Genomic DNA, 23754 nt, shown 5'->3' on the forward strand with positions numbered 1-23754 from the left:
TTTTGTTAAATCTGATCAATTAAGGTTGGTAAACACCTACCCCTAATTCATCTTCTTTACGTGTACGTGCAATAACGGATTCTGGAGATTCGTGAATACGTAAATCCATTTGATCTTCCGTTCTAACGACTTTACCACGTAGTGAGTTGGCATAAACGTCAACAATCTCAACATCAACGAATTTACCAATCATATCCGGTGTACCTTCAAAGTTAACCACACGGTTGTTCTCAGTACGGCCAGAAAGCTCCATCACATTTTTACGTGAAGGCCCTTCTACCAGAATACGCTGTACAGTATTTAACATTGCACGGCTAAAATTCATCGCTTGCTGATTGATGCGCTGTTGTAGCAGATATAAACGCTGTTTCTTCTCATCTTCACTGACATCATCAGGTAAATCTGCAGCTGGTGTGCCTGGACGTGCTGAATAGATGAAACTAAAGCTCATATCGAAATTAACATCCGCAATTAATTGCATGGTTTTTTCAAAGTCGTCTTGAGTTTCACCCGGGAAACCAATGATAAAGTCTGAACTTATCAGAATATCAGGACGTGCTTTGCGTAGTTTGCGAATAATGCTCTTATATTCAAGTGCAGTATGGTTACGCTTCATTAATGTTAGAATGCGGTCAGAACCACTTTGCACTGGTAAGTGTAAATAGCTGACTAATTCAGGTGTATCTTCATAAACGGCAACAATATCGTCAGTAAATTCGATAGGGTGGCTGGTAGTAAAGCGAACGCGGTCAATACCATCAATTGCGGCAACTAAGCGAATTAATTCAGCAAAACTACAGATTTGACCATCAAAAGTGGCACCACGATAGGCGTTAACGTTTTGACCTAACAAGTTTACTTCGCGCACACCTTGTGCCGCTAATTGAGCAATTTCAAATAACACATCATCACAAGGACGGCTAACTTCTTCACCACGAGTGTAAGGAACTACGCAGAAAGAGCAGTATTTGTTACAGCCTTCCATGATGGAAACGAAAGCAGAAGGGCCTTCAGCACGAGGTTCTGGTAAACGGTCAAATTTTTCGATTTCAGGGAAGCTGATATCGACAACAGGGCTTTTAGTGCCTTTAACCTGATTAATCATTTCAGGCAAACGGTGTAAAGTCTGTGGTCCGAAGATAATATCGACACACTGCGCACGTTGACGGATGTATTCACCTTCTTGAGAAGCAACACAACCGCCGACGCCAATGATAATATCGGGTTTATTATCTTTAAAATATTTCCAACGTCCTAACTGATGAAAGACTTTTTCTTGTGCTTTCTCACGGATAGAACAGGTATTTAGCAGTAGAATGTCCGCATCTTCGGCGACATCGGTTAACTGATAACCGTGGGTGCTTTCGAGTAGGTCTGCCATTTTGGATGAATCGTACTCATTCATCTGACAGCCCCAAGTTTTAATGTACAGTTTTTTTATCGTCGACATTGTGTAAATCCGGTATTTTCAGTGAGACAATAGCTAATCATTGGAAAACGTTGCGTGTAATAAGCCAATAAGGCGGTTATTGTAGTCATTTGTGTGGTCAGTGACTAGAGCAAGTCGGCGCTAATTCTCTATGGCGTTTAGTTTAATAGAAATAAACTGAAACAGCGCTTACCTATTATTTAAAGTAATGAGTTATGGCATAACAATGATGAGTAATGTAAAAAACGATTTTGATGCAATCATCGCTGGTGGCGGGATGATTGGCGCTGCTGTTGCAATTGGGCTGGCGCAAGAAGGATTGCGTGTTGCAATGATTGAACGACAGTCTCCAGCACCTTTTGATGCGTCATCTCATCCTGATATCCGTATTTCTGCGATTAGTTGCGCGTCCGTTAGTCTATTAAAACAATTAGGTGCATGGCAACATGTTTTAGCTATGCGTTCTGCGCCTTATCTTACCTTAGAAACATGGGAAGAAGAAAATGCCCATGTGATTTTTGATGCTAAAAGCTTAGGTTTACCTGAATTAGGGTATATGGTTGAAAACCGAATTTTGCAATTAGCTCTTTGGCAAGAGGCTGAACGTTATAGCAATATCACTTTATTATGTCCAAATAGTCTAAGTAAAATGACTTATTTGGATGATAAATGGAAAGTAACGCTTTCTGATGGTCGTGAAGTCACTACAAATTTAGTGGTAGGTGCGGATGGTGCCAATTCTCAAGTGCGCCAATTTGCGGGTATTGGTAGCAATGGCTGGCAATATCGCCAATCTTGTATGCTGATCACGGTGAAAACAGAATTACCTCCTGAAAAGGGTACATGGCAACGCTTTTACCCTTCAGGTCCTCGTGCTTATTTACCGCTTTTTGATAATTGGGCTTGTTTGGTTTGGTATGATTCGCCTGACAGAATTAGAAAACTGCAAAACATGTCGATGGTGCAGTTAGAAAAAGAAATTCAACACGCTTTCCCTGAGCGATTAGGCAAAGCGACACCTATTGCTGCAGGTTCATTTCCATTAACACGTCAGCATGCAAGTCGTTATGTTGATAAAGGGATTGTTTTGTTGGGAGATGCGGCTCACACCATTAATCCATTAGCAGGACAGGGCGTTAACTTAGGTTATCGTGATGTGGATTGTTTCTTGGACTTAGTGGCTGAGGCTAAAAAACATTTCGAGCCTTGGGATTCAATGGCGTTATTGAAAAAATACCAGCGTCGTCGTATGCCTGATAATTTAGTTATGCAAGCGGGTATGGACGTATTTTATCACGCCTTTAGTCACCAACTACCGGGTTTAAAAGTCGTTAGAAATATCGGCCTTTTAGCAGCTCAACATGCAGGAAAAGCGAAAGAAGCAGCATTGCGTTATGCGTTAGGTATTAAATAATTAGAAATGCGATGATCTGAGTTGGATATCAACAATAAGATCATCGCATAATTATTACGCTTTTAAATGCTTGGCATGAAAAGCAATATGCTCGCCAATAAAACTTGCCACAAAATAGTAACTGTGATCGTACCCTTGATGTAAATTCAGTTGATAAGGGAACTGTTTTGTATCGCAAGCTTGTGCAAATAATTCAGGCTTCAGTTGCTCTTGATAGAAAGGATCATCAAGTCCGACATCAACACGCATAGGTAACACACTTTCTGCTTGGTTAATTAATTCAACCGCATCATATTGTTGCCACTGTGTCGTATCATCACCTAAATAAGCGCTAAACGCTTTTTTACCCCAAGGAACAACTGATGGTGCCACAATAGGAGAAAACGCTGACACACTGCTGTAGCGTGTAGAATTTCGCAATGCAATCGTTAATGCACCATGTCCACCCATTGAATGTCCACTAATAGCACATCGATGAGTCACTGGAAAATGTGTTTCTATTAGTGCAGGAAGTTCATCAACAATGTAGTCATACATATTGTAATGAGCATTCCACGGCGATTGTGTTGCATTAAGGTAAAAACCAGCGCCTTGCCCTAAATCATAAGCATTATCATCAGCGACATTTTCACCGCGAGGACTAGTATCAGGTACCACTAAAACAATGCCGTGTTGTGCTGCAAATTGTTGAGCACCTGATTTAGTAATAAAATTTTGCTCGTTGCAGGTTAAGCCTGATAACCAATATAAAACAGGGTATTTTTGCGCTTCTTCCATAGGAGGAAGATAGATGGCAAATTTCATCTCACAATTTAACGTCTTTGATGTATGTTGATAAACTTCTTGCCAACCACCAAAACAGGCGTGACGTTCAATCCTTTCCATTTTGACTCCTTTAAAAACAAAGACAAACCTATGAGACATAGGTTTGAGAATGGTTAATCGAAATGAATAACAGTTCGGATTGATTTACCTTCGTGCATTAAATCAAAAGCTTCATTAATTTTTTCTAATGGCAGTTTATGGGTAACAAAAGGCTTAAGTTCGATATTACCTTTCATTGCATCCTCAACCATACCAGGTAATTGACTACGTCCTTTAACACCGCCAAAAGCAGTACCTTTCCATGAGCGTCCAGTAACTAATTGGAATGGACGGGTTGAGATCTCTTGTCCTGCACCGGCTACACCAATAATAATGGATTGACCCCAACCGCGATGCGCACTTTCTAATGCAGCTCTCATGACATTAACGTTACCAATACATTCAAAAGTATGGTCAACACCCCATTGTGTCATTTCAACAAGTACTTGCTGAATAGGCTTGTCGTAGTCGTTAGGATTTAAGCAGTCAGTTGCACCAAATTGGCGTGCTAAAGCAAATTTTTCAGGATTTGTATCGATAGCAAAAATACGACCAGCTTTGGCTTGTCTTGCACCTTGAAGAACGGCAAGACCAATACCGCCTAAACCAAACACAGCTACAGAGTCACCTTCTTGCACTTTTGCTGTATTGTGAACCGCGCCAATACCTGTTGTTACACCACAGCCTAATAAGCAAACTTCTTCGTGATTGGCTTCTGGATTGATTTTTGCCAAAGAAACTTCAGCCACCACAGTGTATTCGCTAAAAGTAGAGCATCCCATATAGTGATAAATAGGCTGTCCGTTGTAAGAAAAACGTGTTGTCCCATCTGGCATTAAACCTTTACCTTGCGTTGCTCTGACTGCAACACATAAGTTTGTTTTGCCTGATTTACAAAATAAGCATTCGCCACATTCAGCTGTGTACAGAGGAATAACGTGATCGCCCGGTTTAACACTGGTGACACCTTCACCGACTTCGACAACCACACCTGCGCCTTCATGACCAAGAATAGCAGGGAATACACCTTCAGGATCATCACCAGAAAGCGTAAAAGCGTCTGTATGGCAAACGCCCGTGTGGCTGATTTTTATGAGTACTTCACCTGCTTTTGGTGGCATCACATCAACTTCAACGATTTTTAAAGGTTCTCCTGGTCCAAATGCGACCGCAGCACGAGATTTCATGGTGTATCCTTTTTTGTTATTAACGCAGGTAAGTGCGGATAAGTGAAATGGCATCATCAACGGAATTTTTTTGATCTTCAGGAGAAGCGACGGCATCCATAAGACCTTCACGTAAATGACTTTCGAGCACACCAGCCATCAGGCCGTTGATAGCACCTCTGATGGCAGCAATTTGTTGTAATACCTGACCGCATTCGTTTTCATTTTCAAGGGCAGTTTCTAATGCAAGAAGTTGCCCTTTAATTTTTCTTACACGAGTTAACGCGGCTTTTTTTTCTGCTGGTGAGTGTGGCATACATAATCCTTAAATATACTATAGGGGAGTATAGTATTTAGGGCGGTATATGTACAGAGGGAGCAATAATGTGTGGAATGATGAGAATAAATAAAAATGTTGGTGTGGAGCTTATTGGTCTTTGAGATCAGGAGGATAAAAAAAGATGTAGAAGAAATGATATTTAGATAGCAGATAGGGAAAACGCTAGAGACAGAAACAAAAAAGACCCGCTATGCGAGTCTTATCTGTTGATTCGTGATAAACACGTTAGTAATCAATGGTGCGGGAGGCGAGACTTGAACTCGCACACCTTGCGGCGCCAGAACCTAAATCTGGTGCGTCTACCAATTTCGCCACTCCCGCAACAACTTGGAGAAAAAAAGACTCGTTCAGCGAGTCTCTCTTTCAAAATATGGCTGGGATACCAGGATTCGAACCTGGGAATGCCAGGATCAAAACCTGGTGCCTTACCGCTTGGCGATATCCCAAAAAATGGTGGCTATGACGGGATTCGAACCTGTGACCCCAACATTATGAGTGTTGTGCTCTAACCAGCTGAGCTACATAGCCGTATTGAATCTAGCTATCTTTCTTTTGAAAGATGGCTGGGGTACCAGGATTCGAACCTGGGAATGCCAGGATCAAAACCTGGTGCCTTACCGCTTGGCGATACCCCATCCGCTAATTCAATTGTCAACACACTTATTTATCAGAAATATGGCTGGGATACCAGGATTCGAACCTGGGAATGCCAGGATCAAAACCTGGTGCCTTACCGCTTGGCGATATCCCAACTGATAAATTCTTGACGAGGTTAAAATGGTGCGGGAGGCGAGACTTGAACTCGCACACCTTGCGGCGCCAGAACCTAAATCTGGTGCGTCTACCAATTTCGCCACTCCCGCAAAAAGATGGTGGCTATGACGGGATTCGAACCTGTGACCCCAACATTATGAGTGTTGTGCTCTAACCAGCTGAGCTACATAGCCATCTTTTTTTGCATAACCTTCGTCGGCGTTGCGGGGCGCATTATGCGTATTACAGACAAATCCGTCAACTGCTTTTTGCATTAATTTTCGAGAAACGTGTCCGTTTGCTCGATGGTTAATCATTTTGTCGAAAAAAGATCCAAAAAACAACCTTGTTGATGAAAAATATCTCAAAGAATAAGGCTAGATAGAGTGTGAATAAAAAGAAAAAACAAAGCAGTAAGAGAAATGATATTAAGTCAAAGAGGGAAAAGATGGAGAACAATGGGTATAAAAAAAGAAATGAGGTGAAAAACTCACGCTACATTTCTTTTTCTTTGAATATTACTGATTGAATTTTAGACTTATTTTACAATGAAGATCAGAAAAGTACACATTCAACGTAAAAAGTATAATTTATCAACGATAAATTACTTTTCTAACAGCTGTTGAAGCAATTCTCCGTTAAGCATCGCACGTTTAGTCAAGGCAAAAGCCCCTATGGCAGAACTATGGTCAAGCTCAGATGTGACGACAGGAAGCTCTTCTCTGAATTCTTTTAATACTTGTGTATTAATGCAACTTTGAATTGAGGGAAGTAAAACTTCAGCTGCTTCAGTCAATTCACCCGCTAAAACTACTTTTTGTGGGTTAAATAGGTTAATGGCAATCGCAATAGCTTTACCTAAGTGTAAACCCACTTGTTTGATGGTTTCGACTGCTAGCGGGTCATTTTTAACCGCGGCTCGACAAATATCTTGGATTTGGCACTGTGTTGGTGATAAATACTGGCTTGGATAGCCTTGCTCTAATTGATAGCGTACTTTGGCTTCGATAGCTGTATTGGATGCAATCGTTTCTAAACAACCAAAGTTACCACAATGGCAACGCTCACCTAGAGGATCGATTTGAATATGACCAATCTCGCCTAAGTTACCACGTTGATTGAGCAGAATTTTATTATTAATAATAACACCAGCACCTGCACCACGATGGATCCGGACTAGTAATGAGTCTTCACAATCTCTTGTAGCACCAAAATAGTTTTCAGCTAGTGCAAGGCTACGAATATCATGCCCAGCATAGCAAGGCAGACTAAAACGTTTTTCTAAGCTATTCACCAAGGCCCAATTATCCACTTTCATATGAGGCATATAACGAACAATGCCTTTATTTGGATCAACAAGACCGGGTAAGATCACAGAAATTGAAATAAGCTCACGAATACGACGCTGATTTTGTTTAATAAAATCATCAATTGCATTGATAAGTAGAGCTTCAACTTCATTTTGAGTACTTTGCTCTAAAGGGTAGTGTTGCTCAATGATGACTTTTCCACTTAGATCATAAAGAGCAACAGTGGCATCATTACGCCCTAATCGCACACTGACGGTATTAAAATTGCGGTGTTCAACAATAATAGAAATTGCGCGACGTCCACCAGTTGATGCTTGTTGATCAACTTCTTTAATTAAGCCTCGTTCAAGCAACTGACGAGTAATTTTAGTCACACTGGCTGGCGCTAGTTGGCTTTGTTCGGCTATTTGAATACGGGAAATTGGCCCGTGTTGATCAATCAGCCGATACACAATCGCACTGTTAAGTTGTTTAACAAGATCGATATTGCCAATTTGCGTTTCAGTGTTGTTATGACTCATCAGCATATACATCCATTAGTTATTCAGTTATTTCAATACCATTGACAAACGTTGTACAAAGGTTGAAGTCCTTATCAAAAGAAGCGAGGTTAGCAATTTTTCCAGCTTCAATTGTTCCCAATTCTTTTTCCATTCCAATTGCACGAGCAGGATACAGTGTTGCCATCCGCAATGTTTCATCTAATGGAATACCTACATGGATCACGCTATTTTTAATTGCACCAATCATGGTTAGTGATGATCCGCTTAATGTACCATCTGCATCGACACAAAGGCCATTACGATAATATATGGTTTTACCAGCAAAAACGAAGCTATCCATCTCATTTTTGCTAGGATCAAGCCCCGCTGGCGCAGTTGCGTCTGTGACTAAAAGTAATTTTTCACCTTTCAAACGCTTACTGTTACGAATATTTGCCCATGAAACATGTAAACCATCAGCAATGATACCAGCATAAACTTCAGGTGTATCATAAATGGCACCTACAAGCCCTGGGCCTCTGCCTGTAATATAAGGCATTGCGTTGTAAAGGTGGGTCGATAATGAGATTCCATTACGGAATCCTTTACGTGCTTCTTCATAAGTTGAATTAGAATGACCCGCAGAAACAATGATACCTGCTTTGATTAATTGACGAACATACTTTTCATCAACCATTTCTGGTGCAAGGGTGATTTTGGCGATGACATCAGCGTTATCGCACAAATAGCTAATCATCTGAGCACTCGGTTGACGAATAAATTGTGGATCATGAGTCCCTTTTTTAATCACATTGATATATGGGCCTTCTAAATGTAATCCCAATACTTTATTTTCATGTTTCTTCATATAAGCACGCGTTGCTTCAATGCCTATTTTCATCAATTCATCAGAACAGGTAATTAACGTTGGCAAATAGCTAGTGCAACCTAAGCGTTCATTCGCTTTTTGCATAATTTCTAACGTTTCAACAGTGACATTTTCAGGCGTGTCATTAAATTGCACACCACCACAACCATTTACCTGTAAATCAATAAAACCGGGAGAGACAATTGCACCTTTCATATCACGAATAGTGATATCTTTTGGCAGTTGATCCTGTGGGCAAACCTGCTCAATACAGGAGCCGTTAATAATAATGGCGTGGTTTTCTAAACGGTCGTAACCTGTATAAATAACAGCATTTGTTAAGGCGAACATACCTTTGTCTCCTGATAAGGGAAGTCAATCTAAAAAGCCGATATCAGCCAGCAAATTCTGGCTGATAAGTAAGAGAGCTTAGCCTTTTCCGCTACTTAATCAGTAGGTACTTATTTTACTAAACTTAGTCTTGGTATTTCTGACACTCTTGCGCTTCAATCTGTTGGAAGTAACGCAATGTTTTTACACGTAATTCCATTGTTGCAGGATCATCACACACTAAAATTGCTTTAGGGTGAAGTTGAACACAGGAAATCGTCCATAAATGGTTAACAGCGCCTTCTGTTGCTGCATGTACTGCTTGCGCTTTATTAAAACCGGTTGCCAAAATCATTAATTCTTCAGCATCTAATAATGTGCCTACACCAACAGTCAGTGCATATTTAGGAACATGATTAACATTATTGTCGAAGAAACGTGAATTTGCTAAGCGTGTATCTTCAGTTAGCGTTTTCATTCGAGTGCGTGAAGAGAGTGATGACGCAGGTTCATTAAATGCAATGTGACCGTCGTTACCTACACCGCCCATAAACAGATTAATTTTGCCATAAGACTTGATTTTAGCTTCATAGCGTTCGCATTCTGCTTGTGGATCTTCAGCATTACCATTTAATAAATTGATATTTTCATCTTTAATATCAATATGATTAAAGAAGTTTTCGTACATAAAAGTACGATAACTTTGTGAATGATCTGATGGAATGCCAACATATTCATCCATATTGAACGTCACAACGTGTTGGAAGCTGACTTTTCCTGCACGATGTAATTCAATTAACTCTTTATATGTCGCCAATGGCGTACCACCAGTCGGTAAACCAAGTACGAAAGGGCGCTCTGCAGTTGGATTAAACGCGTTGATTTTCTCAACGATGTAATTTGCAGACCACTTACCAACTTGTTTTGCCGTGGATAGGGGGATTAACCTCATAGTAACCTCATAGAAAAAAGACAAATCTGATAACTCAGTAACGTGTTATTTCATCGTGTGATTATCAGTGGCTCATCTATAACACGAATTTCTTTTCATTTTTAGCTGATGATCGAAATGTCCCGCCAAAAGATATTTTAATCATAAAATAAGCTTTCTGACTTAGCCAGCATTTCAGCTAAAAATTATACGATATTAGTGACTCTAATCACAAATTATGACTAATTAATTTGCGATACGAAATAATTTTTTTAGACTAAAAATGGAATTAAATAATTAGCTCATCAATTTATTATAAAATATGAATGAGTATGAATAAGATCCCGCATAGGGGCTATCCAAGGGGGAGTTTGTGAATATTTTAAGTTATCTGCAGAAGATAGGACGGGCACTAATGGTGCCTGTTGCTACATTACCTGCAGCAGCAATTCTGATGGGGATTGGCTACTGGATTGACCCAGTAGGCTGGGGTGGCGATAACGCGCTTGCTGCCTTACTTATCAAATCTGGTGCTGCCATCATCGACAATATGTCAGTCTTGTTTGCTATTGGTGTTGCTTATGGTATGTCGAAAGACAAAGACGGAGCTGCCGCTTTAACAGGATTTGTAGGGTTTTTAGTCGTGACAACGCTTTGCTCTCCAGCAGCAGTGTCAATGATCAAAGGCCTGCCTTTAGAAGAGGTTCCAGTTGCTTTTGGTAAAATAAATAACCAGTTTGTTGGGATCTTGGTTGGTGTACTTTCTGCCGAGCTTTATAATCGCTTTAGTAGCGTTGAACTGCCTCGCGCACTGTCATTCTTTAGTGGCCGTCGTTTAGTTCCTATTCTAACCTCATTTTTAATGATCATCGTCGCCTTTATTCTGATGTATATCTGGCCTGTGATTTATGGCGGATTAGTCAGTTTCGGTGAAAGCATTAAAGATATGGGGGCATTAGGTGCGGGTATCTACGCATTCTTTAACCGTTTATTAATTCCAGTCGGTCTACATCATGCGTTGAACTCTGTATTCTGGTTTGACGTTGCAGGCATTAACGATATTCCTAACTTCCTAGCAGGTCAGCAAGCTATCGATTCTGGCTTAGCAACTGTGGGTGTAACCGGTCGTTATCAAGCTGGTTTCTTCCCAGTAATGATGTTTGGTTTACCGGGGGCGGCTCTTGCGATCTATCACTGTGCTCGTAAAGAGAACAAAGCAAAAGTTGCTGGTATCATGATTGCAGGTGCATTTGCTGCCTTCTTCACAGGTATTACTGAACCGCTTGAATTCTCCTTTATGTTCGTGGCACCTGTGCTCTATGTTATTCACGCATTCTTAATGGCGATTTCTGTTTATATAGCTGCAAGCATGGAGTGGATTTCAGGATTCGGCTTTAGTGCAGGTTTAGTGGATATGTTCTTATCTTCACGTAACCCACTTGCTGTTCATTGGTACATGCTGATTGTTCAAGGTATTGTTTTCTTCTTTATCTATTACGGTATTTTCCGTTTCACTATCACCAAATTCAACTTGAAAACTCCGGGTCGTGAAGATGATGTGATTGGTGATGAAACAGCTGATGGTTATGATGAAGATATCAAAACAGCGCCAGCAAATAGTAAAGAAGGTATTCAACAAGAAGCTCGTCAATATATTGCGGCTATCGGTGGTTCTGATAACTTAACTGGTATTGATGCTTGTATTACCCGTTTACGCTTAAATGTAAAAGATGCCACAGTTGTTAATGATGCCTATGCAAAACGTTTAGGTGCATCAGGTGTTATTCGCTTAAACAAACAAAGTGTTCAAGTGATTGTGGGTACACGAGCTGAATTAATCGCTAACGCTATGCGTGATGTATTAACACAAGGCCCAGTTGCCGCTTATGAAGGTACATCTGCTTCAACTGTGTCTACTGAAAAAACACCGGTAAAACAAGCTAATGCTAATGCAAAAGTGTTACTTGAAATGATTGCGCCTTTTGATGGTGAAGTTGTGGCATTGAAAGATGTACCAGATGAAGCGTTCTCTAGTGGTGTTGTTGGGGATGGTATAGCAATCAAACCAACCTCTAATATCGTGATGGCGCCTGCGACAGGTACTGTTGTTAAGATTTTTGATACAAACCATGCATTTTGTATCGAGACTGACAATGGCGTCGAAATCATTGTGCACATGGGAATTGATACCGTTGCGTTAGGTGGCAAAGGCTTCAAGCGTTTAGTTGAAGAAGGTGCAGATGTTAAAGTCGGTCAACCTATCTTAGAATTAGATCTTGAATATCTGAACGCTAATGCCAAATCGATGATAAGTCCTATCATTGTTAGCAATATCGATGATTTTGATAAGATTGCTGAACAAGTTGCCGGTGTTGTGGTAGGAAATAAAACGGTTATCTACAACGTGTTAAAATAAATTCTATCTAGATATTTAATCCTCTATAAAGAGATGGTTAAATAAGACGATAAAACGGGGAGTCTTTCGAACTTCCCGTTTTTTTATCTCTATTTTGATAAATATCTCAGGGGTGTATTTAGCTAAGGTATTTATGAAACCTGCTTATTGGATTATAGTGGGTTAATTATGCGTTTTGCTTTGAGGAAAAAATGACCATGAATGAGGCAGATGCCCGCCCAACGAACTTTATTCGTCAAATTATTGACGAAGATCTGGCTACTGGGAAACATAATAGCGTTCAAACGCGTTTCCCACCTGAACCTAATGGCTATCTTCATATCGGCCATGCGAAATCAATTTGCCTGAATTTTGGTATTGCTAAAGATTATCAGGGAAAATGTAATCTACGTTTTGATGATACCAATCCAGTAAAAGAAGATATTGAGTACATCAACTCAATTCAAAAAGATGTTCAGTGGTTAGGTTTCCAATGGGAAGGTAGCATTCATTACTCCTCAGATTATTTTGATCAACTTTATCAATATGCGATTGAGCTGATTAATAAAGGCTTAGCTTACGTTGATGAGTTAAGTGCTGAAGAAATTCGTGAATACCGCGGTACATTAAAAGAGCCAGGTAAAAACAGCCCTTATCGCTCACGTAGCGTAGAAGAGAACTTAGCGCTGTTTGAAAAAATGCGTGCTGGTGGCTTTGAAGAAGGTAAAGCGTGTTTGCGTGCGAAAATTGATATGGCATCACCCTTTATTGTTATGCGTGATCCTGTGCTTTATCGTATTAAATTCGCTGAACACCACCAAACTGGAAACAAATGGTGCATTTATCCAATGTATGATTTTACCCACTGTATCTCTGATGCACTGGAAAATATCACACATTCTTTATGTACTTTAGAATTCCAAGATAACCGCCGTTTATATGATTGGGTGCTGGATAATATCACTATCCCTTGTCATCCTCGTCAATATGAATTCTCACGCCTTAACCTTGAGTACACAGTGATGTCAAAACGTAAGCTGAATCAGCTTGTGACAGAAAACATTGTGGATGGTTGGGACGATCCTCGTATGCCAACAATTTCAGGCTTACGTCGCCGTGGTTATACCGCAGAATCTATCCGTGAATTTTGTCTACGTATTGGTGTGACGAAACAAGAAAACAACGTTGAAATGGCAGCTCTGGAATCTTGTATTCGTGATGACTTAAACGAAAATGCACCACGCGCAATGGCAGTTATCGATCCTGTTCGTTTAGTGATTGAAAATATGCCAGAAGGCGAAGAAATTCTTGTTGCACCAAATCACCCGAATAAACCAGAAATGGGAACGCGTGAAGTACCATTTAGCCGTGAAATCTATATTGATCGCGCTGACTTCAAAGAAGAAGCAAATCGTCAATATAAACGTCTGGTGCTAGGTAAAGAAGTACGTTTACGTAATGCTTATGTTATTAAAGCGGAACGTGTTGAAAAAGACGAACAAGGCGAAATTACGACCATTTATTGTACCTATGATGCAGAGACTTTAAATAAAGATCCTGCTGATGGACGTAAAGTAAAAGGCGTTATTCACTGGGTAAGCATTCCACATGCCATTCCTGCTGAAATCCGCCTTTATGACCGTCTGTTTAGCGTACCAAACCCAGCAGCAGAAGATGATTTCTTATCAACAATTAACCCTGAATCATTAGTTATTCGTGAAGGTTTTGTTGAACGTAGCTTAAAAGATGCGGCTATCGAGAAAGCGTATCAGTTTGAACGTGAAGGCTACTTCTGTGCTGATAAACTTTCAACAGCGGATAAACTTGTGTTTAACCGTACTGTGGGCTTACGTGACACTTGGGCGAAGATTTCTCAACAAGGTTAATTTGACGTGCTTTAAGTCACATTAGTATCTTAATGAATAAAATGCTCGGTAATTATTTATCGAGCATTTTTTTATCTGTTTTACCGCTTATCTTGACTGATTTTTCATCTATTGATATTAAATATTTACTATTCTTACTTTAATTAGTCTCTCGTTTTCTCTTTTTTAGGTGATAAATTTCTATTTGTTTCGTTTGAAATAGTTTATTCACTATCGCTTTATTCTTTTGTTTTTTCAGATCATCACGCTAAATAAGCCTGTAATAAGAAAAATGTGATTCATACCTCATATTTTACATCGTTAAAAAAGATTATTTATAAATACTACTTATTATTCCTTTCTATAAAAACGAAATCTTATATCATTTAAAGATTGATTTGTAAAATATAATTAAATCAATCAATTATATTCATTTTTAATCAATCCTTATAAAAGTAAGAAAATGAAACGATCATTTAGTTATGTGCCCTTTGTCATATTTTGATAAAAATTCTTTTTTTTGGGTTGATAATTCGCGTCGCGAAAAATATGCTGTTTCTAACCTAATTTAGGTTTTTTCCCCACTTGGGGTTTTATATTTGGAAATAGGCGTTGTGCTTATTTCTTTTTTAGTCAAAGTCAAAGAGGAAACAATGCTATGGTTATGCAACATGCTAAACCAGGCAGGGTGGCACTTGCCGTTATGGGCGCATTGCTTGTAACTGCACTACCTGCAAAAATGTCTCATGCTGAAGGGTTTATTGATGACTCAACCTTAACAGGCGGTCTTTTTTATTGGCAACGTGACCGTGATAGAAAAGAGTTAACACCAAATAGCCCTGATTACGGCAAATACAAAGCTAACTTACACCATTCTACTTTCAATGCTAATCTAGATTTTTCATCAGGTTACCTTGGTGATTTTATTGGTATTGATTTAGCAGCCTTTGGTGCGGCTGAATTGAATAACAGTGGTCCTGCAGCACCTAACGAAATCGGTTTTAGTGATGCAAAAAGTCGCTGGGATGAAAAATGGACTGGCGATCGCAGTGGCATGAGCGTTTATAAAGCGGCTGCGAAATTCAAATTAGGCAACTTCTGGGCTCAAGGTGGATATATTCAACCTAAAGGCCAAAGCTTATTGCGTCCACACTGGAGTTTCTTACCGGGAACTTACCGCGGAGCTGAAGCGGGTGCTGTCTTTGATTTCGATAAAAGTGGTGAATTATCTTTCTCCTATATGTGGACAGATGAATACAAAGCACCATGGTACCGTAATATGTACAATTTCCGTAAAGCTGATCTAGAAACGAATATCAGCTATCTTCACTCTTTCGGCGCCAAATATGATTTTAAAAACAGCCTAGTATTAGAAGCTGCATTTGGTCAGGCGGATGGTTATATCGATCAGTATTTTGGTAAAGTTTCTTATGATTTCCCAATTGCTGACAATGCATTAAGAACGTCTTACCAATTCTACGGCGCTAAAGATAAAGTTACCGGTGGTGGTGTTAATGACGTTTATGATGGGCTGGCATGGTTACAAGCACTGACTTTGGGTTATACCTACAATGTATTTGACTTCAAAGTAGAAGGAACGTGGGTTAAAGCTGAAGGTAATCAAGGTTATTTCTTACAACGTATGACTCCGGGCTGGGCAACCTCTAATGGTCGTCTTGATGTTTGGTGGGATGGCCGTTCTGACTTTAACGCCAATGGAGAAAAAGCACTCTATGCTGGCGTGATGTATGATCTGAAAAACTGGGATCTGTCTGGCTGGGCGGTGGGTACTTCTTATGTTTACGCATGGGATGCTAAGCCAAGTGGTAAAGCCATTTATGACCAAGGTCAGCGTATCAGAGAGAGTGCATGGAATGCGGATATTATGTATACAGTTCAAGAAGGTCGCGCTAAAGGCACTCTCTTTAAACTTCACTATACCCGTTATGATAACCACTCTGACATTCCTAGTTATGAAGGCGGTTTTGGTAATATTTTCCAAGATGAAAAAGACGTTAAGTTTAACGTGATAATGCCATTCACTATTTTCTAATATCAGCATAAGGATAAAGTGTATTAATTGCACTTTATCCTGAATAAAACTAAAAAAGCTAAATACGATTACGATAAGTAAAAATAAGTAGTAGAAAGGTAGGGATGCGGTAATTAAAAAGAGCTTTATAAATAAGCCTTGTTAATAAAGTGAAGTTGTCAGCAGTAGTAAGAAGTAGAGAAGTAGAAATAAAAGAGTTGAAGTAAAAAGTAGTAAAGAGTCGTTTTAAAATCGCAGTATGTAGTAAAAGTAATGAAGTAAAGTCGTCATGTCGTCTGAGATAAATGTGAGTGGGTTATGTTTATCTCCAGAGCTTCAGTTATTTCGCAGAATTTGCGTAAGGTATTTACCCTAAGTAAAGGCAGTCAGAGTGGGTATCGTAGTGGGGGGTAAATACCTTTATTTTTTCATTCCTTTCTTTTTCGTCCTTGTAGGTTTTTTTATTCTATGGCAAATTTCTTGCCATTCATTTTATCTCCCCCTTATTTATTATTCTGCATTGAATGCTGTTTGATAATGCGAGTTTTCAGGAAGAAGCATGTTAAAGCTATTGGACGATTTTTTATTAGAACCACCATTGAAGCCCTTTAAAGGTATAAAACGATTTATTGTTGAATTTCTTTTTTTTGGTGTAAAAGAGGCGCGTTCTTGTTTATTTGCCGGGTTTTTCTTTTTTATTTTATTTGCAACGCCAAGTAAAGGTGTCTTTGGGATACCTCGTTATGATGTGCTTCTTATTCTCGCTATCGCTTTTCAATTATGGATGGTGTGGGGAAAGTTAGAAACATGGGATGAATTAAAAGCGATCTGCTTTTTCCATATTGTTGGTTTTGTGATGGAGTTATTTAAAACATCAGCGGCAATTGGTTCATGGAAATACCCTGATTTTGCTTACACGAAATTGTGGGAAGTTCCTTTATTTACCGGATTTATGTATTCCGCGGTAGGAAGTTATTTAATTCAAGCATGGCGTTTTTTAAAAGTCCGAATAGATAATTATCCGCCTTATTGGCTGGCAACATTAGTTGCACTTGCGATTTATATTAATTTCTTTTCTCATCACTTTATTGGTGATTATCGCTGGTATTTAACTGCCTTTATTTTAGGTCTTTATGCCCGTAGTGTGGTTTATTTTACGCCTTATGATACAGAGCGAAAAATGCCCTTATTACTTGCTTTTGTTCTGATAGGTTTCTTTATTTGGCTTGCTGAGAATTTCGGTACATTTTTTGGTGTTTGGCAATATCCTAACCAAATTGGTGCTTGGTCTGCCGTACATGCAGGGAAATGGGGCTCTTGGTCACTATTGGTTATTGTTACATTTACTATTGTGGTTCATTTAAAACATATTAAACACAGTATCAGTGTGGCTAAGTAGAGTTATCCTCGGATTTTAGGCAATAAAAAAGGAACTGTGAACAGTTCCTTTTTTTTACTGAGAGATTATCCAGAATGAATTATTTCTCATCATGTGCGTGGCTATCTTCTTTACAATTGCCTTCAGCGCAGTGGCCATATAAATAAAGGCTATGATTGGAAAGCTTGATACCATGACGTTCAGCGATGTTTCTTTGGCGTAATTCAATTGCATCGTCTGTAAACTCGATAACTTTACCACAATCAAGACAAATTAAATGGTCATGATGGTGTTGTTGAGTTAATTCAAATACTGATTTACCACCTTCAAAATTATGTCGGGTAACAATACCAGCATCATCAAATTGGTTTAAGACGCGATACACTGTTGCCAGACCAATCTCTTCACCGATATCGATGAGTTTTTTGTAGAGATCTTCAGCACTGACATGATGGCACTCAGGATCCTGGAGCACTTCCAAGATCTTTAAGCGAGGAAGTGTAACTTTTAACCCAGCATTTTTTAACGCTTTATTATTGTCGGTCATGCGGATTTAATCCTGTTGCTAATGGTGAATTTAATTTTTGTGCTCACAAATAGGTTTTATTCATTAATGCTCGGGTGAATAAATAACCTCATTGATTATAGGCATGATATTTAAAAATAAACACCCCTACCTATCACACTATCTTAGCACACCATTGAATAATTATCATTCTCAATATTGAGTATTTATTTTATCCCAGAATTTCGTCTAGGCTCATTTCTTCTTTGATTTGAGCAACCCAAGCGTCAACACGCTCTTCGGTTAATTCTGGTTGGCGGTCTTCATCAATGGCAAGACCGATAAAATGATTATCATCTGCAAGCCCTTTAGAGGCTTCGAAATGATAACCTTCTGTTGGCCAATGACCTACGATAACAGCACCACGAGGCTCAATAATATCGCGGATAGTCCCCATTGCATCACAGAAATATTCTGCGTAATCCTCTTGGTCACCACAACCAAAGAGTGCAACAAGCTTACCATTGAAATCAATATCTTCTAGTGTTGGGAAAAAATCATCCCAATCACATTGTGCTTCACCATAATACCAAGTAGGAATACCCAGTAACAGAATATCGAACGCTTCGATGTCTTCTTGACTGGATTTTGCAATATCATGAACTTCGGCATTATCAGCGCCCAGTCTTTCTTGAAGCATTTTGGCAATATTTTCAGTGTTGCCAGTATCACTGCCGAAGAATATTCCTATGATTGCCATAAAGTGAGATAACCTCTTTTATTCTAAATTCGTTATATTTCAAATTGTAGCGTTATTGACTACGTATATTTTCACTAGTCACATACTACTTGCATGTTTCTAGTGACTCATTCACTTGTCGCCTAGCTACACTTCAAAATATTTAGAGTATATTTGTCTGTGTTTGAACAATTACTAGTGAAAGATAAGCATTGTGTTTTCATAGTAGAAAACTAAAAATGTATTTTGACGAAAATAGCAGGCTAATTCTGTCGAATTTGTGTGGTTTATCTGCTAGCTATTCTTGTTTTGATGCATTTTTAAGGCGTGATTTTGCGCCAATTGCTCAAGTAATATTTCTTCAATAAGCTCACTACGACTGACGTTTCTTTCTGTCGCCAACTCATTGAGAGCATTTACAGCATCTTCATTTAATTTTAACTCAACTCGACGTAAGCCATTAACTCTGTCACGTCTTAATTGATTACGTTTATTAATTCTAAGCTGTTCATCCCGAGAAAGCGGGTTTGTTTTGGGTCGCCCAGGTCTGCGTTCATCTGCGAACAAATCCAGTGTGGTGCGATCAGTTTGTTCTTTTGCCATAAATTTTGCTGTGAAAGGGCGTATACCAATGACTAAATTGCGAAACGCCCAATAATACCCCACATAGTGATGTCTCGCCACTGCTTCATGACTTTAACCTATTGTGATTTGGTCTTTTTATCAACAGATACTGTTTTTAAGTACAATAATTATACATTCTACTAAATTATCATTTTTCAGTGGCAATATTTTAAGTCGTTAAGTTTATTAACTAAGATTTCTCTAAAAAGCGGCGAATTGCCTTAATAACGGTATCTGGTTTTTCTGAATGAACCCAATGTCCAGTGTTTGCAACAACAAAAGCGGTCGCGAGAGGAAATTGGCGAGCTATATTTTCACGATATTCATCTAAGATATAAGGTGATAAACCGCCTCGAATAAATAATACAGGATGATGCCAAGTAGGCACCTCTTGCCAGCCAATAATGTCTGAATAGGCATTTTTTATTGCAGGTAAATTAAATAGCCACTCACCATTTTTGAATGATTTTAGTAAAAATTGGATCACACCTTCTTCTTCAATAAAAGGACGCATGATTTCCACCGCATCTTGACGGCGTGTAACTTGAGCTTTTGTGACGGCTTCAAGTGCAGCAAAAATTTTATCATGGCGACGAACGTTATAAGCAACAGGTGACATATCAATCACAACAATATTGGCGATTCGCTCAGGGGCTAATGCTGTCATCGCCATCGCAATTTTGCCTCCCATTGAGTGACCAATAATAATGGCTTTTGAGACATTTAAACTATCAAGTAATGTGAGCACATCTTGCGCCATATCTTGATAATTCATACTTTCACTGTGAGGAGAATGCCCATGATTACGCACATCGATTTGTATCACGGTATTATCTTGGCGAAGTGCGCGACCTAAAACGCCTAAATTATTCAGATCACCAAAAAGGCCGTGGATCAAGACGATAGGTAAATTGGATGCAGGTGTCGTTTCAGGTTGGTGTAATTGATAATTTAATAATGTATTGAGTTTCATGTTAATGACCAAAATAATTGCGATTTTCTTCTATGATGACATGCACAAGGTGCTAAGCCAACTTGTCGTAATAATATGAAAGAGTGATGAAGTTCAGAAATAATTGATAATGGAAAGTTATAAAAAACCATAAAAACACCATTATATAGATATATATTCTAAATTTATTTAAAAACTTGAAATCTTGACATTACTCAAAAATAAATAATTAGAATTTTATATTATTTGGGGGCTGGGGTGGTGTGATATAGCGGAATTTAAAGCTGACTTTGTGCGAATAAGTTCAAAGAATAGAAGATGATACCGAGATAAACAATAGGATAAATACCGAGCTTAGCCTTTAAAACGGTAGGATCTTGAATAAATCCTCTTTAAGTTATTGAAATTTTACCTATTTTGTTTTTAAAGATTATATCTTATAATCCTAATTACTTTTTTTTGAAAACAGTACTGGGTAGCAATGAAAAAGATAGAAATTGATGACGAACTTTACCGCTATATTGCTAGCGAAACTAGACATATCGGTGAAAGCGCTTCAGATATTTTAAGGCGTCTACTGAAGCTCGATGCCAAACAGCCCGCACAACCAGTCGTTGTCACTGAGTCAGTACAATCACCTGTTATTAAACAGGAAGCTGAACCTAAATCGATTACACCAGCAAAAAATCCGATCCGTGAAATGCGAGAGCTGCTGTTATCTGACAGTTATGCAGAAAAAACAAAATCAGTTGATCGCTTTTTACAGATCCTTTCTACGTTATATAGCCTAGATAGCGCTACTTTTACTCAATCTGCAGAAACAGTACATGGACGAACACGTATCTATTTTGCTGGTGATGAACAAACACTACTCGATAGTGGACGTCATACAAAACCGCGCCATATTTCAGGCACGCCGTTTTGGGTTATCACTAACTCGAATACAGAGCGTAAGAGAACGATGGTACAAAGCATCATGCAGGATATGCAATTTCCTGCCAATGAGATTGATAAGGTGTGTGGAACTATCTAACCACTATTGTTAATTGATGCATTGCAAAGGCTTTTGTTTAAAGCGTGATTGTGATGTCAAATAGGAGAAGATTTGTGGCAATTCATCCAAGAGCAGGGCAGCATACTCGTCAAAGTGATCTGATTAATGTGGCGCAATTAACGTCTCAATATTATTCACTTAAACCACAAGCTAGCAATAACGCTCATCGTGTGAAATTTGGTACATCTGGTCATCGCGGAAGTGCAAATCGCCATAGCTTCAATGAAGCACATATTTTGGCAATTGCACAAGCTATTGCTGAAGTACGTGCTAAAAATGGAGTAACAGGGCCATGTTACGTGGGTAAAGATACTCATGGACTGTCAGAACCTGCATTTATTTCTGTTTTAGAAGTACTAGCTGCCAATAAAGTTAAAGTGATTATTCAAGAAAATAATGGCTATACACCAACACCGGCAGTCTCTTTTTCTATTTTGACATACAACGAAGCACATCAAGATATTGCTGATGGTATCGTGATCACTCCATCTCACAATCCGCCTGAAGATGGTGGTATTAAATATAATCCATCAAATGGTGGTCCTGCTGATACAGATTTAACTTCAGTTATTGAGAAACGTGCCAATGAACTGCTTGAAAACAATTTAGCGGGCATCAAACGTCTTTCTTATGATGAAGCATTAGCAAGTGGTTATATTCAAGCTCAAGACTTAATTATGCCTTATGTCAAAGCGTTAGGTGACGTTGTCGATATGGAAGCAATTAAGAAAGCAGGCTTAAAATTGGGTGTTGATCCGTTAGGTGGCTCTGGTATCGAATACTGGAAATGCATCGGTGAGTATTATGGCCTTGATCTTGAATTAGTTAACGATCAAGTTGATCAGACCTTCCGTTTTATGACCTTGGATCATGATGGCGTTATTCGTATGGACTGTTCATCACCTTGGGCAATGGAAGGACTATTACAATTGCGTGATAAATTCGATTTAGCTTTTGCTAACGATCCTGATTACGATCGTCATGGTATTGTGACTCCATCTGGTTTAATGAATCCTAACCACTATTTAGCGGCTGCAATTAACTATCTTTTCCGTCATCGCCCACAATGGGCTAAAGATGTAAAAGTGGGTAAAACACTGGTTTCAAGTGCAATGATTGACCGTGTTGTAGCAGATTTAGGTCGTGAACTTGTAGAAGTACCAGTTGGCTTCAAATGGTTTGTTCAAGGTTTATTTAGTGGTGAGTTTGGCTTTGGTGGTGAGGAAAGTGCAGGGGCATCTTTCTTACGCTTTAATGGCAAACCATGGTCAACCGATAAAGACGGCATCATTTTATGTCTGTTAGCTGCTGAAATGAAAGCGGTAACAGGCAAAGATCCGCAAGAGCATTACAACGAATTAGCACAACGCTTTGGTTCACCAAGCTATAATCGTATTCAAGCATCAGCAACTCATGAGCAAAAAGCGCTGTTGTCACGCTTATCACCTGAAATGGTGACTGCAAGCACATTAGCAGGCGATCCGATTACTGCACGTTTAACACATGCATCAGGTAATGGCGCATCTATTGGTGGCTTAAAAGTGATGACTGATTACGGTTGGTTTGCGGCTCGTCCTTCTGGCACTGAAGAAGCATATAAGATTTACTGCGAAAGCTTCCGAGGCCCTGAGCATCGTGAATTAATTGAAAAAGAAGCGATTGAAATAGTAAATAATGTTTTTGCTAACAAATAAGTTAGTGCAATAAACTATTTATATAGAATACACTCTACCCAAAGGTAGAGTGTATTTTTTTAATTATTGAATATTTTTAGATCACAGCATTGATATCCATCATTGAGGTTGATTTAGAATTAAAAATAGAGTGGATAATCAATACAATGCAAAATAATTTTGTTTTACGAAGTGTACGTTACATGCTGGACCTAAGTGATGCACATGTTGTTGAAATCATGAAATTGGCTGATTTCACAGTTACAAAAGAGTTAGTAAATAGCTGGCTGAAAAAAGACGATGAACCTGAGTTTGTCGAATGTGACGACAATGCAATGGGGCATTTTTTAAATGGTCTAATTTTTTATCGTCGTGGAAAAGATGAAAACTTCCCAGCACCTGAAGTTGAAAAGCGCATGACAAATAACATTATCCTAAAAAAACTGCGTGTTGCTTTTGAATTAAAAGATGTGGATATTCTAAAGATCTATGAACTTGCAGACTTCCGTGTTTCTAAGCCCGAATTAAGCGCAGTATTCCGTAAGCCTGGACATAAAAACTATCGTAACTGTGGCGATCAGCTTGTGAGATACTTCCTGAAAGGGTTAACCGAAACCCTACGCGGTAAAGGTAAAGCAGTTAAGAAATAA

General features: G+C 39.0%; 19 protein-coding genes and 7 tRNA genes. 8 read left to right on the forward strand and 18 right to left on the reverse strand.

Translation table 11 applies throughout. The features are described from left to right. Positions 1-19 precede the first annotated feature (19 nt). Positions 20-1450, reverse strand: a complete 1431-nt coding sequence (miaB, locus tag DK857_RS11255) for a tRNA (N6-isopentenyl adenosine(37)-C2)-methylthiotransferase MiaB (protein ID WP_109393427.1) — start codon at positions 1448-1450, stop codon at positions 20-22. Between the two features lie 205 nt (positions 1451-1655). On the opposite strand from miaB, the gene ubiF reads away from it, so the two are divergent. Beyond that, positions 1656-2843: a 3-demethoxyubiquinol 3-hydroxylase gene (ubiF, locus tag DK857_RS11260; protein ID WP_109402214.1), complete on the forward strand. Its 1188-nt coding sequence runs from the start codon at positions 1656-1658 to the stop codon at positions 2841-2843. A gap of 54 nt (positions 2844-2897) precedes the next feature. Here the strand turns inward: ubiF and fghA are convergent, their stop codons facing one another. The 13 genes from fghA to nagB all read right to left on the reverse strand — a co-directional run bounded on the left by fghA (position 2898) and on the right by nagB (position 9908). Then, positions 2898-3728, reverse strand: a complete 831-nt coding sequence (gene fghA, locus DK857_RS11265) for an S-formylglutathione hydrolase (protein WP_109402215.1) — start codon at positions 3726-3728, stop codon at positions 2898-2900. A 53-nt stretch (positions 3729-3781) separates the two neighbouring features. Next, the gene (locus tag DK857_RS11270; RefSeq protein ID WP_100159431.1) at positions 3782-4894 is read right to left on the reverse strand and encodes an S-(hydroxymethyl)glutathione dehydrogenase/class III alcohol dehydrogenase; all 1113 of its coding nucleotides are present in this window, start codon (positions 4892-4894) and stop codon (positions 3782-3784) included. A gap of 19 nt (positions 4895-4913) precedes the next feature. Further along, on the reverse strand, positions 4914-5189 hold the full coding sequence (locus DK857_RS11275; protein ID WP_036938507.1) for a metal-sensing transcriptional repressor: 276 nt from the start codon (positions 5187-5189) through the stop codon (positions 4914-4916). Positions 5190-5449: 260 nt separating this feature from the next. After that, a tRNA-Leu gene (locus DK857_RS11280) sits at positions 5450-5534 on the reverse strand. 50 nt (positions 5535-5584) lie between these two features. Continuing rightward, positions 5585-5659, reverse strand: a tRNA-Gln gene (locus DK857_RS11285). Between the two features lie 5 nt (positions 5660-5664). After that, a tRNA-Met gene (locus DK857_RS11290) sits at positions 5665-5741 on the reverse strand. 32 nt (positions 5742-5773) lie between these two features. Next, a tRNA-Gln gene (locus DK857_RS11295) sits at positions 5774-5848 on the reverse strand. Between the two features lie 41 nt (positions 5849-5889). After that, positions 5890-5964: transfer RNA gene (locus tag DK857_RS11300), tRNA-Gln, on the reverse strand. Positions 5965-5991: 27 nt separating this feature from the next. Beyond that, positions 5992-6076 (reverse strand) — tRNA-Leu (locus DK857_RS11305). Between the two features lie 7 nt (positions 6077-6083). Beyond that, positions 6084-6160 (reverse strand) — tRNA-Met (locus tag DK857_RS11310). 410 nt (positions 6161-6570) lie between these two features. Further along, entirely contained in the window at positions 6571-7803 is a 1233-nt protein-coding gene (gene nagC / locus DK857_RS11315; protein WP_109402216.1) for a DNA-binding transcriptional regulator NagC, read from the reverse strand. A gap of 13 nt (positions 7804-7816) precedes the next feature. Further along, positions 7817-8977 carry an N-acetylglucosamine-6-phosphate deacetylase gene (nagA, locus tag DK857_RS11320; protein ID WP_109393430.1) on the reverse strand — a complete coding sequence of 387 codons (1161 nt, stop codon included), beginning with the start codon at positions 8975-8977 and terminating at the stop codon, positions 7817-7819. A 124-nt stretch (positions 8978-9101) separates the two neighbouring features. Next, the gene (gene nagB, locus DK857_RS11325) at positions 9102-9908 is read right to left on the reverse strand and encodes a glucosamine-6-phosphate deaminase (RefSeq protein ID WP_075671607.1); all 807 of its coding nucleotides are present in this window, start codon (positions 9906-9908) and stop codon (positions 9102-9104) included. A gap of 352 nt (positions 9909-10260) precedes the next feature. Between nagB and nagE the strand changes: the two genes are divergently transcribed. The 4 genes from nagE (at position 10261) to DK857_RS11345 (ending at position 17578) form a co-directional block, all read left to right on the forward strand. Next, the gene (nagE, locus tag DK857_RS11330) at positions 10261-12303 is read left to right on the forward strand and encodes an N-acetylglucosamine-specific PTS transporter subunit IIBC (protein WP_109402217.1); all 2043 of its coding nucleotides are present in this window, start codon (positions 10261-10263) and stop codon (positions 12301-12303) included. Between the two features lie 197 nt (positions 12304-12500). Then, positions 12501-14168, forward strand: coding sequence for a glutamine--tRNA ligase (gene glnS / locus DK857_RS11335; protein WP_109402218.1), 1668 nt, complete (start codon positions 12501-12503; stop codon positions 14166-14168). Between the two features lie 637 nt (positions 14169-14805). Further along, on the forward strand, positions 14806-16200 hold the full coding sequence (gene chiP / locus DK857_RS11340; protein WP_109402219.1) for a chitoporin ChiP: 1395 nt from the start codon (positions 14806-14808) through the stop codon (positions 16198-16200). 538 nt (positions 16201-16738) lie between these two features. Further along, entirely contained in the window at positions 16739-17578 is an 840-nt protein-coding gene (locus DK857_RS11345) for a DUF817 domain-containing protein (protein ID WP_109402220.1), read from the forward strand. A gap of 79 nt (positions 17579-17657) precedes the next feature. On the opposite strand, the gene fur is transcribed toward DK857_RS11345, so the two are convergent. From fur to ybfF, 4 genes are all read right to left on the reverse strand, one after another. Then, positions 17658-18104: a ferric iron uptake transcriptional regulator gene (gene fur, locus DK857_RS11350; RefSeq protein ID WP_023581171.1), complete on the reverse strand. Its 447-nt coding sequence runs from the start codon at positions 18102-18104 to the stop codon at positions 17658-17660. Positions 18105-18294: 190 nt separating this feature from the next. Then, entirely contained in the window at positions 18295-18822 is a 528-nt protein-coding gene (fldA, locus tag DK857_RS11355; protein ID WP_004244384.1) for a flavodoxin FldA, read from the reverse strand. 273 nt (positions 18823-19095) lie between these two features. Then, complete coding sequence (ybfE, locus tag DK857_RS11360) at positions 19096-19404, reverse strand: LexA regulated protein (RefSeq protein WP_036912278.1); 309 nt, start codon at positions 19402-19404, stop codon at positions 19096-19098. A 211-nt stretch (positions 19405-19615) separates the two neighbouring features. After that, positions 19616-20398, reverse strand: coding sequence for an esterase (gene ybfF / locus DK857_RS11365; RefSeq protein WP_109402221.1), 783 nt, complete (start codon positions 20396-20398; stop codon positions 19616-19618). A gap of 460 nt (positions 20399-20858) precedes the next feature. Here ybfF and seqA point away from each other — a divergent pair, with 460 nt between their 5' ends. The 3 genes from seqA (at position 20859) to DK857_RS11380 (ending at position 23754) form a co-directional block, all read left to right on the forward strand. Then, positions 20859-21410, forward strand: a complete 552-nt coding sequence (gene seqA, locus DK857_RS11370; protein ID WP_109402222.1) for a replication initiation negative regulator SeqA — start codon at positions 20859-20861, stop codon at positions 21408-21410. Between the two features lie 74 nt (positions 21411-21484). Continuing rightward, positions 21485-23125 carry a phosphoglucomutase (alpha-D-glucose-1,6-bisphosphate-dependent) gene (gene pgm / locus DK857_RS11375; RefSeq protein ID WP_109402223.1) on the forward strand — a complete coding sequence of 547 codons (1641 nt, stop codon included), beginning with the start codon at positions 21485-21487 and terminating at the stop codon, positions 23123-23125. A 146-nt stretch (positions 23126-23271) separates the two neighbouring features. Continuing rightward, positions 23272-23754 (forward strand): YehS family protein, encoded by a 483-nt coding sequence (locus tag DK857_RS11380; protein ID WP_109393437.1) that lies wholly within the window; start codon positions 23272-23274, stop codon positions 23752-23754.

The sequence above is a fragment of the Proteus terrae genome (assembly GCF_003144325.1).
Taxonomy (GTDB): domain Bacteria; phylum Pseudomonadota; class Gammaproteobacteria; order Enterobacterales; family Enterobacteriaceae; genus Proteus; species Proteus terrae.

Coding starts and splice junctions, on each gene's coding strand:
- miaB (WP_109393427.1), bottom strand. CDS start 1,450: ATGTCGACGATAAAAAAACTGTACATTAAAACTTGGGGCTGTCAGATG.
- ubiF (WP_109402214.1), top strand. CDS start 1,656: ATGATGAGTAATGTAAAAAACGATTTTGATGCAATCATCGCTGGTGGC.
- fghA (WP_109402215.1), bottom strand. CDS start 3,728: ATGGAAAGGATTGAACGTCACGCCTGTTTTGGTGGTTGGCAAGAAGTT.
- DK857_RS11270 (WP_100159431.1), bottom strand. CDS start 4,894: ATGAAATCTCGTGCTGCGGTCGCATTTGGACCAGGAGAACCTTTAAAA.
- DK857_RS11275 (WP_036938507.1), bottom strand. CDS start 5,189: ATGCCACACTCACCAGCAGAAAAAAAAGCCGCGTTAACTCGTGTAAGA.
- nagC (WP_109402216.1), bottom strand. CDS start 7,803: ATGCTGATGAGTCATAACAACACTGAAACGCAAATTGGCAATATCGAT.
- nagA (WP_109393430.1), bottom strand. CDS start 8,977: ATGTTCGCCTTAACAAATGCTGTTATTTATACAGGTTACGACCGTTTA.
- nagB (WP_075671607.1), bottom strand. CDS start 9,908: ATGAGGTTAATCCCCCTATCCACGGCAAAACAAGTTGGTAAGTGGTCT.
- glnS (WP_109402218.1), top strand. CDS start 12,501: ATGAATGAGGCAGATGCCCGCCCAACGAACTTTATTCGTCAAATTATT.
- chiP (WP_109402219.1), top strand. CDS start 14,806: ATGGTTATGCAACATGCTAAACCAGGCAGGGTGGCACTTGCCGTTATG.
- DK857_RS11345 (WP_109402220.1), top strand. CDS start 16,739: ATGTTAAAGCTATTGGACGATTTTTTATTAGAACCACCATTGAAGCCC.
- fur (WP_023581171.1), bottom strand. CDS start 18,104: ATGACCGACAATAATAAAGCGTTAAAAAATGCTGGGTTAAAAGTTACA.
- fldA (WP_004244384.1), bottom strand. CDS start 18,822: ATGGCAATCATAGGAATATTCTTCGGCAGTGATACTGGCAACACTGAA.
- ybfE (WP_036912278.1), bottom strand. CDS start 19,404: ATGGCAAAAGAACAAACTGATCGCACCACACTGGATTTGTTCGCAGAT.
- ybfF (WP_109402221.1), bottom strand. CDS start 20,398: ATGAAACTCAATACATTATTAAATTATCAATTACACCAACCTGAAACG.
- seqA (WP_109402222.1), top strand. CDS start 20,859: ATGAAAAAGATAGAAATTGATGACGAACTTTACCGCTATATTGCTAGC.
- DK857_RS11380 (WP_109393437.1), top strand. CDS start 23,272: ATGCAAAATAATTTTGTTTTACGAAGTGTACGTTACATGCTGGACCTA.